This is a genomic window from Pseudomonas sp. D3-10 (genome assembly GCF_051132175.1).
Taxonomy (GTDB): Bacteria; Pseudomonadota; Gammaproteobacteria; order Pseudomonadales; family Pseudomonadaceae; genus Aquipseudomonas.
In genome coordinates this window covers 742,272-755,493 of record NZ_CP071668.1, presented here as the reverse complement: position 1 = coordinate 755,493, position 13,222 = coordinate 742,272, and the positions used below count along the sequence as shown (strand labels likewise).

Here is a 13,222-nt window from a genome sequence, read left to right as displayed (position 1 = left end):
CCGGGGTTCGGATCAAGCCGGGGTGGTTTTCACAGAGGCTGCTAGCCGCCGGATTTCTTTGCCTTGAAACCGTGTTTGGTGAGTTCCGCCAACAGCAGCTCGACGTGATCGCCCTGGATCTCGATGACGCCGTCCTTCAACGCGCCACCCGTGCCACAGCGCTTTTTCAACGTCGTCGCCAGTTCTTTGAGGGCGTCTTCGGCCAGCGGCACACCGGTAATGGTCGTCACCGTCTTGCCGCCGCGACCTTTGCTTTCGCGGCGCACGCGAGCGATACCGTCCCCTTCGGGGATGATTGTCTGTTTGCAGATGCAGGCATCCACCGGTTGGCGGCAATCGGGGCAATGACGACCGGCGTCGGTAGAAAATACCAGGCCACCCAGGGCGGCGAAGGATGCGGCTTTTTTGGCCACCGGCAATCCTCTTCGGAGGACAAAGACTGGTCAAGGGGCGAAAGCCTCGACCGCGAAGCCCCACTCAGGCAGGGGCAGCGCAACTGGGCCGAACGATGTCGGCCAAGCTTGAAAAGTCGCGCAGTGTAACGGCAAAAAGGCGACTTGCTAAGGGCCAATCGGCGCCAATTTAGAGCTTCTTTGCGACACCGGCTTCGCAGGCGCGCAAATAGCGCCCAAGAGCCGCCAGGGAGTCCGGGCAATAAGGCTTGTGGCGGATTTCATCGAGCACCTGCTCGACGGGCAGAAAACGCGCCTCCAGCACTTCTTCGGGCTGCAGCACCAACGGACCATCCCACACGGCCGAGAACGCCGAGCACCACAGGCGGCTGCCGGTGTCTTCGAAATAGAAATGGTCGTGGGCGACCAGCTCCACGCCGCTGACACCGAGCTCTTCGGCAAGCTCGCGGGCCGCCGACTCGGCGTAGCTCTCGTGCGCCTGCACCATGCCGCCGGCCGCGACATCCCAGTAACCGGGATAGATGGCTTTGCTCAGCGTCCGCCGATGGACACACAACTCCCCGGCCGAATTGAACAACATGATATAGGTGCCCCGCCCGATCAGGCCGCGCTCGCGCAGATCCGAGCGCACCAGGCTGCCGAGCAGGTTGTCATGCTCGTCGACCCAGGCGATGAGCTCGGCATCCGAAGCCGCTCGGTGAGCCGCCTCCCGGGTGCTTTCGTCCATCGATCAGCCCTGGTTCAGCAACTGACGCAGGTCGATGACCGCCGCATTGGCGCGGGAAATATAGTTGGCCATGACCAGCGAGTGGTTCGCCAATACACCGAAACCGCTGCCATTGAGGATCATCGGGCTCCAGACCGGCTCTTGCGAGGCTTCCAGCTCACGAATGATCTGCCGCACGCTGACCGTGGCGTTCTTCTTGGCCAACACGTCGGCGAAGTCCACCTCGATGGCGCGCAGCAAATGAGACAGCGCCCAGGCCTGACCACGGGCTTCGTAGAACACGTTGTCGATTTGCAGCCATGGGGTTTCAACCACTTCTTCGTCGACCTGCGGCACTTGGCCGGGCGCGGGGATTTCGGTTTTCAGCGACGTGTTGAGCTTGACCCGGCCGACGCTGGCGGACAGCCGCTGGGACAACGACCCCAGGCGAGTGCCGACATCGCCCAGCCAGTTGTTCAGGTTGTCGGCGCGGGCATAGAACAATGCGCTCTTCTGGCCTGGATCGGAGAGGCGCGCCTGGTAACGACTCAAGGAATTGATGCCTTCCTGGTACTCCGACTCACTGGAGGGCAGCACCCAGCTGCGGTTGTCGAAGTTGAAGCGCGGCTCGGCCTTGGCGAGGTCCGCATCTTCGGCGGACTGTGACTGCGAGCGGGCGAAATCCTTGCGCAAGGCGCGGCTCAGGTCGCGCACCTGCACCAGCACGCCGTATTCCCAACTCGGCATGTTGTCCATCCACAGGCCCGGCGGGAAGCGGTCATTGGAAATGTAGCCACCCTGCTTGGTCAGCAAGGTTCCGGCCACGGTCTTGAGGGTTTCGACGGTGGTGTAGCCGACCACCATTTGCCTGCCGTCCTTCTCGGCCGCCGCCTGGGCGTTCTGCTGCACGGGAAACAGCGCCGGCTCCTGGCTCCAATACCAACCCACCGCAATGGTCACCAGCAGATACAAACCAATGAGCGTGGCCAGTGCCCGGCTGAAAAACAGCCCGCCCAGGTAGCTGCGGGTGTCCGATTTCGGCTCGGCGGCGCGTTCAGGCGCGCTGCCCGCGCGGTTTTTCCAGTCCAGCATGGCGATGTTCCTTCAATCACTTGAGTTCACGGTTCGACCACAACCTTACATCAACGTGCCTTGGCCGGCATCCGTCGTTGGGCTTATAGGACAATTACCGCCACCAGACCAGGAGCCACCTAAGGGTTTCCCTTAACCCTGCCAGTCATGATTTGGTAGCGAGCTGACTCGATATCAGCGAATCGAATCGTGCTTGCGCACCCAACGAAGCAACTGGACAAACAGTCCAAAAAACCCCCGAAAGCCTCTATTCTCGGCCCCCGGTGCATGACAGGCCGCCAATCGAAGACCGTGCGGTCGAAAACTGAATCGCATCTCTTGGCAGTTTATTGACGTACGACACTCATGTAAGGGAAAAGAGGTGCTAGCATAGAGCCACCAGTCGACCTCAGCATGCCCCCTAACTAGTAGTCAGGATATGACCGAGTCAGAAGACCCCAGCCGTGAGCGCCTCAAGCACCACTTTGCCCAGCGGGTAATTCATCAGGCTCGCCAGATCCTTGAGATATGGCAGCGCCTGCAACGCAGCGAGTGGTCGAGTAACGACCTGTCTGAGCTCAGCGAAGCCAATCTGCGCCTGCTGCGCTTTGCCGAGCGTTTCGAACAGCCCGAGCATTGCCAGCTTGCCCACGGCATCAGCCAGTCGCTGCAAGCGGTGGATGCCAATCGCGGCCGCCTGAGCAGCCAGTTGATCAGCGACATCAACCGTTTGATGCAACGCCTGTCCCGCACCGGCCTGCGCCACGGCGATCAACTCGAGCAGACCTTTCTGCCACCGCTGCGCAAGCCCATCTACGTGATGCTGCAAGACCATGACCGCGCGGAACGGCTGGCCAAGCAGTTGGTATTCTTTGGCCTCAGCGCCCATGCGTTGAACAGTATCGCCGCGTTCCGCTCCGCGATGGTCGAGCGCCTGCCCGCGGCGATCGTCATGGACGTGGATTTCAGCGGCCCTGGCGTGGGCCTGACGTTGGCGGCCCAAGCCCAGGAAGGCCTCGACCAGGCCATCCCGCTGCTCTTTTTCAGCCTGCTTGAAACCGATACGCCCACCCGCCTGGCGGCGGTGCGCGCCGGCGGCCAGGAATTTCTAACCGGCACGCTCGAGGCGTCGAGCCTGCTGGAAAAAATCGAAGTGCTGACCTGCGTCGCCCAGTACGAGCCCTATAAAGTGCTGATCATCGATGACTCCCGCGCCCAGGCCTTGCACACCGAACGGCTGCTGAACAGCGCCGGCATCATCACCCGGACGTTGATCGAGCCGATCCAGGCAATGGCCGAACTGGCGGACTTCCAGCCCGACCTGATCATTCTCGATATGTACATGCCCGCTTGCACCGGCACGGAACTGGCCAAGGTAATTCGCCACAACGACCGTTATGTCAGCGTGCCGATCATTTACCTGTCCGCCGAAGACGACCTGGATAAGCAGCTCGACGCCATGAGCGAAGGCGGCGACGACTTCCTGACCAAGCCGATCAAACCCCGGCACCTGATCACCACCGTGCGCAACCGCGCGGCCCGGGCGCGCAATCTCAAGGCGCGAATGGTGCGCGACAGCCTCACCGGCCTCTACAACCACACCCATATCCTGCAATTGCTCGAGGACTGCAGTTTTCGCGCCCGCCGCGAAGGCAAGCCCTTGAGTTTCGCCATGCTGGACATCGATCATTTCAAGCGGGTCAATGACAGTCACGGCCACCCCATGGGGGACCGAGTGATCAAGAGCCTGGCGCTGTTTCTCAAGCAGCGCCTGCGCAAGACCGATTTCATCGGGCGCTATGGCGGCGAAGAGTTCGCGATCGTCATGCCCGACACCGATATTGATGCAGCCTGCCAGGTGCTGGACGAAATCCGCCAACGCTTCGCCGAAATCCATTACCCGGCCCAACCCCAGGACCTGTGGTGCACCTTCAGCGCCGGCGTGGTGGAAATGAGCGAAGCGTCCGACAGCCTGATGATGGCCAGCCAGGCGGACGAAGCGCTGTACCGCGCCAAGCATGCCGGACGCAACCGGGTACAGAGCGCCAGACAATCAAAGCAAAGTGCCACCTTTTCATCGGATTCCACTGATTCAGTCATAAACGTGTAACGCAAACGCAATAACTTCAGGCACTTCGATTCTGCCCCCGGTAGACCCTTGATGCGCCTGAAGCTGCTGACCAATCTCAACACCCTTCTCTTAGTTGCCGTATGCCTTGGCCTTGGCGCGACCCTTTGGTGGTCGCAGATTGCCCTGGAGCGACCCTACCTGTTGATGGAACGCTACCTCGGCCTGTCGCGGCAGTTCCAGAGCGAAGTGGCGCGCAACATCGAGGACTACCTGGCCAGCGGCGACGCCCTGCGCCTCAGCGCGGCCACCCAAGCACTGGAAGGCCTGCAAAAGGAGCTGGACCAGTTCCCACCGGACCTGGCCAAGACCTTGCGCCCAAGCCTGTCCAACCTCGACAACTTCAGCAAGACCGACCTGCTGGCCGCCGGCAAGCTGGCCGGCGACCCACAGGCCCTGTTGTTGCAGGCCGAACGGGAACTGAGCGCCAGTCTCGATCGACTCGCCCAGTACGCCAGTGGCGCCCCGGCCTACTCACCTCCATTGTTCGCCGCTTCACAGCACCTGGGTCGGTTGTCCCTTACCCGTGACAAATTGGTCAGCAGCGGTCGCAGCGAACTGGCCGCCGATGTCGAGCGGGAACTGGCAGGCATCCGTGTGCAAGCAGAACGCCTCGAGAGCCTGCCTCTGCTGGGCGTAACCGCCAGCAGCGAATCGGGTAGCGATGACTTTGCCGCGCTGATGGGCCTGCAAACCCAGGAAAAAACTGTCAGCGAGGACGCCGGCATCGGTCTCAAGCGTGAGCTCAACAGCCTGCTCGGCCGCTACCCCGCGGAATTGACCCGCACTCGGGAGCTGATCCAAAAGCGCACCGAACTGAGCCGCGCCACCCACCTGAAAATCGCTGATGCACAGACGGCCATCGACACCCTGGAACCGGCGGTACGTGCCCAGCATGGGCAGATTCAGAGGGAGGTTCGCTTGATCCAGGGCGTGATGATCGGCTTGATCCTGCTGATCGCGCTGCTCATCGACACCTTGCAACGGCGCCTGGCCCGCACCTTGACGCACCTGGCGCCGGCCCTGTCCACCTGGGCCGAAGGCGACTTCAGCCGGGGCATCCACATGGGCGCCGGCAACCGTGAAATGCAAGACATCGAGGCGTCCCTCAATCGCCTGCGCGCTTATCTGGTGGACCTGGTGGGCACCATTCGGGTGAACGCCGAACAGGTCGCTGGCAGTAGCCGCGCCCTGGCCGAGTTGAGCGGCGAACTGCACAGTGGCGCCGAGGACCAGGCCGGCGACACCGCATTGATCCGTGACTCGCTCGGCGAACTGGAAGCGACCATCCAGCAAGTGGCTGGCGATGCCAGCCAGGCCGCGCAGGCCAGTCGCAGCGCCGGTAACGCCGTGGAACATGGCCAGCAAGTCATCGGTTTGAGTCTCGCCGGCCTCCATGCGTTGGTGGGCGAAGTGCAAGGCAACGCGCAAATGATCGAACAACTGGCCGAGGAGTCGGCAACCATTGGTGGCGTATTGACGGTCATTCGCTCGATTGCCGACCAGACCAACCTGCTTGCCCTCAACGCCGCCATCGAAGCCGCCCGCGCCGGGGAAATGGGCCGGGGCTTTGCGGTGGTGGCTGAAGAAGTCCGTTCCCTGGCCCAACGCACCGCTGGCGCCACCTCGGAAATCCAGGCGCTGATCGCCCGCTTGCAACTGGCCGCGCGCCAATCAGTGGACGGCATGCGCGCCCAGGTTGAACACGCCGAGGCCACCGCCAGCCAGGCCCAGGCGGCTGACGGCGCCTTGGATGAAATCGTCGCAGCCATCCAGACCATCGCCGATACCGCCGTGCGAATCGCCGATGTCACGGCTCAGCAAAGCGGCGCTGTCAGCGAAATCCGCGACCACAGCGAGCGCATTCACCAACTGGGCGGGGATAACCTGCTGCGCATCGGCCAGGGTCGCGAGCAAGGCGACAACCTCCTGGTGCTCGGCGGGCGGTTGCACACCGCAGTCCAGGCATTTCGGGTATGACCTCAGCAAACACCACAAACCCATTGTGGGAGCGAGCCTGCTCGCAATAGCGGTGGCTCAGTTTGCATGGGTAATGAATGTGCCGGCGTCATCGCGAGCAGGCTCGCTCCCTCATTTATTGGGTATGGTCCAAGGAAGATGCTCACCGCACATCCCCCTGTGGGAGCGAGCCTGCTCGCGATAGCGGTGGGTCAGTTCAACCGAATGACCGGATGATAAAGCTCAGTCACAAACTTCGCGTAAACATCGGTCAACGTGCTGGCTATTGCCGAGAACTGGACAGTCATAAAGGCTTTGCGGCATAGTCTCCGGGTTCTGACACCTGCTCACAGATAACAAGGAACAGCAGATGGCGACCCTATTGGTCCTGCACGGCCCCAACCTGAACCTGCTTGGCACCCGTGAACCGGGCGTTTATGGCGCCGTGACGCTGGCCCAGATCAACCAGGACCTGGAACAGCGGGCCCGGGACGCCGGCCATCATTTGCTTTATCTGCAAAGCAATGCCGAATACGAGTTGATCGACCGCATCCATGCCGCGCGTGGCGAAGGCGTGGACTTCATTTTGATCAATCCAGCAGCTTTTACACATACAAGCGTCGCATTACGTGACGCGCTGCTGGCGGTGAGCATCCCATTCATCGAAGTGCATTTGTCCAACGTGCACAAACGCGAACCTTTCCGCCATCACTCCTACTTCTCCGATGTAGCGGTGGGAGTGATCTGCGGCCTTGGCGCCAGCGGTTACCGACTGGCCCTGGAGGCCGCCCTAGAGCAGCTTGAAAAACAGGCAACAGCTTGAACAACAAGCGTTAAACGCCCCTGACCGACCCTTGGGAGTTGATGATTCATGGATATCCGTAAAGTTAAGAAACTGATCGAGTTGCTGGAAGAGTCCGGCATCGACGAGCTCGAGATCAAGGAAGGCGAAGAGTCCGTACGCATCAGCCGTCACAGCAAGACCCCGGCCCAGCAGTTCTATGCACCTGCACCGATGCAGGCTCCAGCCGCTGCGCCTGCTCCCGCTGCAGCTCCGGCCGCCGCCGCAGCGCCAGCCGCACCTGCCGCGCCAGCGCTGAACGGCACCGTTGCCCGCTCGCCAATGGTGGGTACGTTCTATCGCAAGTCTTCCCCAACCTCGCCTTCCTTCGTTGAAGTTGGCCAGACCGTGAAGAAAGGCGACACCCTGTGCATCGTCGAAGCCATGAAGATGATGAACCACATCGAAGCTGAAACCAGCGGTGTGATCGAAGCCATCCTCGTTGAAGACGGCCAGCCGGTTGAGTACGACCAACCGCTGTTCACCATCGTTTGAACCGCGGAGAGCCTTTGATGACTGCGAAGTTGGAAAAAGTTCTGATCGCTAACCGCGGTGAGATCGCCCTGCGGATTCTGCGTGCCTGCAAAGAGATGGGCATCAAGACCGTCGCCGTTTACTCCAAGGCCGACAAAGAACTGATGCACCTGGGCCTGGCGGACGAATCCGTCTGCATCGGTCCCGCGTCGGCTGCGCACTCTTACCTGCACATCCCGGCGATTATCGCCGCCGCCGAAGTGACCGGCGCCACCGCCATTCACCCTGGCTACGGCTTCCTGGCGGAAAACGCCGACTTCGCCGAACAGGTCGAAAACTCCGGTTTTGCCTTCATCGGCCCGAAAGCCGAGACCATCCGCCTGATGGGCGACAAGGTTTCCGCCAAGCACGCCATGATCGCCGCAGGCGTACCCACCGTTCCGGGTTCCGACGGCCCGCTGCCTGAAGACGAAGAAACCGCTTTGCGCATCGGCCGCGAAGTCGGCTACCCGGTGATCATCAAAGCCGCCGGCGGCGGCGGTGGTCGCGGCATGCGCGTGGTTCACAAGGAAGAAGACCTGATTTCCTCGGCAAAACTGACCCGCTCCGAAGCAGGCGCGGCGTTCGGCAACCCGATGGTCTATCTGGAAAAATTCCTGACCAACCCACGCCACGTCGAAGTGCAAGTTCTGTCCGACGGCCAGGGCCAGGCCATCCATCTGGGCGACCGCGATTGCTCGCTGCAGCGTCGTCACCAGAAGGTCCTCGAAGAGGCACCGGCACCGGGCATCGACGAGCAAGCTCGCCAGGAAGTCCTGGCTCGCTGCGTCAAGGCTTGCATCGACATCGGCTACCGTGGCGCCGGCACCTTCGAGTTCCTGTACGAAAACGGTCGTTTCTACTTCATCGAAATGAACACCCGTGTTCAGGTGGAGCACCCGGTTTCGGAGATGGTCACCGGTATCGACATCGTCAAGGAGATGCTCAGCATCGCCGCCGGCAACAAGCTGTCGTTCACTCAAGATGACGTCGTTATTCGCGGCCACTCGCTGGAGTGCCGGATCAACGCTGAAGATCCGAAGACCTTCATGCCGAGCCCAGGCACGGTCAAGCATTTCCACGCGCCAGGTGGCAACGGCGTTCGCGTCGATTCGCACCTGTACAGCGGTTATGCGGTTCCGCCGAACTACGACTCGCTGATCGGCAAGCTGATCACCTACGGGGCGACCCGTGAAGAAGCCATGGCGCGCATGCGCAATGCGCTGGATGAAATCGTGGTGGACGGGATCAAGACCAACATCCCGCTGCACCGCGATCTCGTCCGCGACGAGGGTTTCTGTGAGGGTGGCGTCAACATTCATTACCTGGAACACAAGCTGGGCAACCAGCACTGATGCTCCAAGGGATGTGAAAAGACCCCGGTCCGTTTGGCCCGGGGTCTTTTTTTGCCCATCGTCGGGCTAGAAGACCCACTCAGTTCAGGCTCACCATCGAGAACCTGTTCATCGCAAGTTGCGCCGTTGTCGCTGGCCTGCCCTGGCGGGTGCGGACGGCACCGTTGGCGTTTGTCATCAAAGGTTCGCTGCGCGTGCGCGTCATGAATCTACGCGCACGTATCGATACCGGATCGGTACTGTACTTGGCCCGAGACAGCACTGGGGCGTAATAACGCTCGACTTGGGTCTGCGACATCTTGAAGACCGAAGTGATGCCGCTCTTGAGGTTCAGCGATACACCATAGGTATTACCGAAGCAGGAAGAATACGACCAGAAGTCCCAGGTTGGCTCAAGGCCTTTGCGCCGCATCACGGTCCTGACCGGCTCGCCAATGTCCAGACCCGTCAACCAGTCCCCACCTACAAGCGTGACGCGGATATCCTTTGCGGATCCGCCAAGGCGCCGCAACAGAGCCTCGACACCTTCCTCTATGAGCCTGCCAATATTGTGATCGAAATGAATGACCGCCCCCACTCGGGTAACGGGGTTATATAACGAAGCGATCACGCATGTCTGGGCGTTGAGCGAGAACAGATACCCGTCAGCCGTCGCCTCATTGAAGCGTGCTACTACGGCCTCGCCCTGCAACGCGCCTCTTGTCACGTCAGGATCGACGCGCCCCGGGAACGCCTCCCGTAGATCGTCGACTCGCCCCAGGTTACGCACGCCATCATTACCCCCTCTCAAGCCAACGCTGTTATGCGTCCACTTGCCATTCGTCATCCTGCGTATGGGCATGTTGTATAGCGCGCCGGGACGACTGGCATCCACCAGGCATAGACCGCCAAAGTAAGCGTCCTCCTTTACCTGGAAGTACCGGCCCCGGCTGCGTATGTAATAGGTACTTCGTGGCTGCGATGCGCTGGGCGGACTGCGGTAGGTGCCGTAGAAAATCCCCTCCTCGCTCACCCATTGCAGATTTTCAGGCGTTGCGTCGACCGCCTGCCTTGGCTCCAAACGGATGGGCTGGACCAGCGGCCCGGTATCCTTGTTCACAGCGGATACCGCAGCGCCTTTCAGACGTTGCGCCGACAACGACAACGGCTTGGCCGCACGCTTGAGACTCATCACCGAACGGCGCAGCAATGCAGCCATGCCGGTCACCCCTGGCACCGCCAGCAGCGCGCCCCAGGAAACCTCCAGCCAATGCTCGAGAGCCTCCTGGGTATCGCCCTGCCTATGCGCCTCGATTGCCTGCTTGGAGCTGAGGCCGATAAATACGATATCCAACAGCAGGGCAAACGGCGGGAAGACCATGCACACCGGCGCAGCCGCAAAGAGCAGCCCTTTCTGAATCTGCTGCGTGATGGCCTCTGCACGACGGGTGGTGACATCTTCCACGTCCGCGATAGCCCGCTCGATACAGGCATCGAACTCAGCGTCGATATCGACCACACGGCTGAATTCACGCAGGGTATCGACGCGCGTGGTACCTGCCCCAATGCCCGCAACGATTGTTCGACGGAACCACGCGCGATCAATGCCACCCGCTCCACGACATAATCGTGCAGTTGCGCCGCGGTGCGCCCGGTGAAGGCCAGGTAGTTGCGAAAACGGATGCCGTCCGGGGCATCGGGCGTGTACAGCCAGTAGGAGCCCTTCGGTTCGAAGTAGGCGAAAACGTAGACGCCCAACACGACATGACCGTTGACCGTAAACTTGAACACACCTTCACGCGTGACCGCCGTCGCTGGATAGATGGGGCCGCCAGCCGGTCTCCTGTCGCTCAGCAACGTGACTTGCCGCGTGAGCCAGTTGAACGCGTCGGTGCTCAACACTGACCGGCCATACGCGATACGTAGGTCGCGATCCATCTTCGCCAGCAGCATGTAGCGACAGGCATCGCGACGCTTCTGGTATTGCGGGTCATTGGCATCGAGAAACCTGGCACGGATTTCCTTGGCGTATTTTTCGCCCAGGTAGGCCCCACGAACATAAAGCGCCAGGTCGGCGCTGCGGACCTGGCCCAAATCCTGTCCAACGGACGAGCGCACACCTTGTTTCGGGTTGTCTATCCCAGCGTTGTCGTCGTACCCATAAATCGCGAGTTCCAGCAGGCTGGTTACCCTCCTGTCACTTCCCAGCCCCGGGAAGTAGTCGATAAGAACCGTCTCCGGATCCACCGGTTCTCGTACGCCCTTGCTGCGCATATACGGAGCAATCGCTTGCGTGACGGTACGCTTGGCAAAGTCGACAAAAAGTTCATAACCCGCCAACTGCTCATCGAAGACCTGCTGATGGACCAGGGACTCTTGCTTCAAGCCACTGATGCTTCGCCGCGATTCAAGTGGCAAGGCCGAGTACCAGCGAGGCGAGTCGTGCCATTCCACCTGCTGCAGATTGTGGTTCAGCCCTGTCAGGACAGCCTGCTCAAGACAATGCCTGAGCCCTTTTTGCGTCCCTCTGGGGTCCCTGCTCAGATCCCATGTGGTCGGCTTTTGCCTCACGCCGACAAAATATTCCCGAGCGCTGTCACGTTCAACCGGGGATATCTGCTGCACCAGGTATTCACGACCCGTTTCGCTCGCAATCCAGCTACCGATCTCGGCGCTCACGGCCCGAAGCGAAGGCAGGGCGATCCACTCCTGCCCATCGGGCTTACCAGGGGCATACAGCAGGGGGGCGCTGGCTTGTCCCTGTGCATCGTCGTGGTAGAACAGCAGCAGATCGGCGCATCGGAACGAATTGGGCAGTTCGACATTGGTAACCTGCAATCCACCCACGCCTTGTCCAGCAAATGAGCTGTTCAGCAAGGTGTAGAGCTCGTCGTGGCTGGACACCGTGACTAGGCCCGCGCACCGCGCGACAAATGCGCTGTGTCGCAATCGCGCCATGAACCAATCGAGCAGGGCGTCCTTGAGGTCCGCGCGGTTGTACCGACTCGACAATGCAGAAAAGTAACCGGCAGGTGCGTCCAGGCTCGACAACATCTGCCCCACGAATGCCGAGGCAAGGGGCTCGTTGCGCAGCATGCCGCCATTCTCCACCAGGCGCACCGTCACCGCATCGGGCCTGACCGGCCCCGCCGCCACCAGTTCACTCAGGTTATAGGTTCGCACAGGCTGGCCAATGACCGCTCGCCACTGCAGCTGCACGCGAACCCTGTCAGGTTCGACTTCCATGTCCAGCTCGCGCCTGATGTAGCCTTGGGCCTGGCGCCGAGCGAACGCTTCCAGGGAGCCCAAGCCGTCGAGCAATTCATCGACCATTGCCTGGGTTTGCCCAGCATGTTCGCTCAACGCCTCCAACCGTTTACGGTCGGCTGCACCCAACCCCCGTAGCCAATCAGGCAATTGCGCACGCATTATCGCTTCCAATGCCCGTCGCTCCCGAGGGGTCGCCAGCGCATTCGCTTTCCCCATGTGGCGCCAGGATTGTTGCAGCTCCTCTATCCTTGCGCGCAGTTGCTCGACATCCAACCCAACCAACCTTTGCGGTTGAAGGATGGCGTCGATTGCCGCCACATGCTCGTTGAGTTTTTCCTGGACGATGCTTTCGAGCGCAGCATCGTGTCCGGCCATTTTCCAATGGCGCCGAAGATAGTCCTCGTAATGGTTGAGGATGGTCGAAGCGGTCCCTTCGAGGACCTGCTCGAGGATATCCCGACGTTCAGCCGAGAACCCCAGGTCAGCCCCCCCTTCCCAGCGATAAGGCGCATCCTGATGCTCGTCATAAACCGCGGGCGACGGGTCGATCTTGCGTTGCAACACCGCGTCGAGCAGCGTGCCAATGAAGTCTGAATCGATGTTGCCATGACGATAATGGGTACGCAGCCCGACCAGCAGATAAACTTCCAGCTCCTCCAGAAAAGTATTCTGGGCCTGCATCTTTGCCTCGATAACAGTCTGCCAGCCCGTCAGCTTTTCCAGAATCGCCTGGGCAGATGCCTCTTTCCGGTCAGATAACGACGTCGCGCCATCCCTGTCTTGTTGCCACTCGGCCATGTCGTCCATGCACATCCTTCCCTGTTGTGTGGATGCGCACCTTATCCGCCCTGCGGCAGGCCAATGTCATACATATATATATCGAAACACCAACCGGGCCAGTCCAGGCCTCGCTTATCCACTTTGGGAGCGACCTGGCGTACACTGCGCGCCTTTGCAGCCTCCTGCTGCCCCCTATCGATTTTTCAA

Annotated in this window: 10 protein-coding genes; 5 read left to right on the top strand and 5 right to left on the bottom strand. The window is 60.8% G+C overall.

All coding sequences use genetic code 11. From position 1 onward, the window contains the following. Positions 1-41: 41 nt before the first annotated feature. The 3 genes from J3P90_RS03195 to J3P90_RS03185 all read right to left on the bottom strand — a co-directional run bounded on the left by J3P90_RS03195 (position 42) and on the right by J3P90_RS03185 (position 2,211). A complete protein-coding gene (locus J3P90_RS03195) occupies positions 42-413 on the bottom strand; it encodes a translation initiation factor Sui1 (RefSeq protein ID WP_420766281.1) in 372 nt (123 codons plus the stop codon). Positions 414-582: 169 nt separating this feature from the next. Continuing rightward, positions 583-1,140, bottom strand: coding sequence for an NUDIX hydrolase (locus J3P90_RS03190; RefSeq protein ID WP_434560855.1), 558 nt, complete (start codon positions 1,138-1,140; stop codon positions 583-585). A gap of 3 nt (positions 1,141-1,143) precedes the next feature. Further along, a complete protein-coding gene (locus J3P90_RS03185) occupies positions 1,144-2,211 on the bottom strand; it encodes a DUF2333 family protein (RefSeq protein WP_420766279.1) in 1,068 nt (355 codons plus the stop codon). Positions 2,212-2,629: 418 nt separating this feature from the next. Here J3P90_RS03185 and J3P90_RS03180 point away from each other — a divergent pair, with 418 nt between their 5' ends. The 5 genes from J3P90_RS03180 to accC all read left to right on the top strand — a co-directional run bounded on the left by J3P90_RS03180 (position 2,630) and on the right by accC (position 8,986). After that, positions 2,630-4,300: a diguanylate cyclase gene (locus J3P90_RS03180; RefSeq protein ID WP_434607968.1), complete on the top strand. Its 1,671-nt coding sequence runs from the start codon at positions 2,630-2,632 to the stop codon at positions 4,298-4,300. A 51-nt stretch (positions 4,301-4,351) separates the two neighbouring features. After that, positions 4,352-6,298: a methyl-accepting chemotaxis protein gene (locus J3P90_RS03175; protein ID WP_434635432.1), complete on the top strand. Its 1,947-nt coding sequence runs from the start codon at positions 4,352-4,354 to the stop codon at positions 6,296-6,298. Positions 6,299-6,647: 349 nt separating this feature from the next. Continuing rightward, positions 6,648-7,100, top strand: coding sequence for a type II 3-dehydroquinate dehydratase (gene aroQ, locus J3P90_RS03170; protein ID WP_420766277.1), 453 nt, complete (start codon positions 6,648-6,650; stop codon positions 7,098-7,100). A gap of 48 nt (positions 7,101-7,148) precedes the next feature. Next, positions 7,149-7,613: an acetyl-CoA carboxylase biotin carboxyl carrier protein gene (accB, locus tag J3P90_RS03165; RefSeq protein WP_434560857.1), complete on the top strand. Its 465-nt coding sequence runs from the start codon at positions 7,149-7,151 to the stop codon at positions 7,611-7,613. A gap of 17 nt (positions 7,614-7,630) precedes the next feature. Continuing rightward, complete coding sequence (gene accC, locus J3P90_RS03160) at positions 7,631-8,986, top strand: acetyl-CoA carboxylase biotin carboxylase subunit (protein WP_420766275.1); 1,356 nt, start codon at positions 7,631-7,633, stop codon at positions 8,984-8,986. Positions 8,987-9,065: 79 nt separating this feature from the next. On the opposite strand, the gene J3P90_RS03155 is transcribed toward accC, so the two are convergent. Both J3P90_RS03155 and J3P90_RS03150 read right to left on the bottom strand, forming a co-directional pair. Next, positions 9,066-10,184: a hypothetical protein gene (locus J3P90_RS03155; protein ID WP_434675817.1), complete on the bottom strand. Its 1,119-nt coding sequence runs from the start codon at positions 10,182-10,184 to the stop codon at positions 9,066-9,068. A gap of 5 nt (positions 10,185-10,189) precedes the next feature. Beyond that, a complete protein-coding gene (locus tag J3P90_RS03150; RefSeq protein ID WP_434675816.1) occupies positions 10,190-13,042 on the bottom strand; it encodes a dermonecrotic toxin domain-containing protein in 2,853 nt (950 codons plus the stop codon). Positions 13,043-13,222 lie beyond the last annotated feature (180 nt).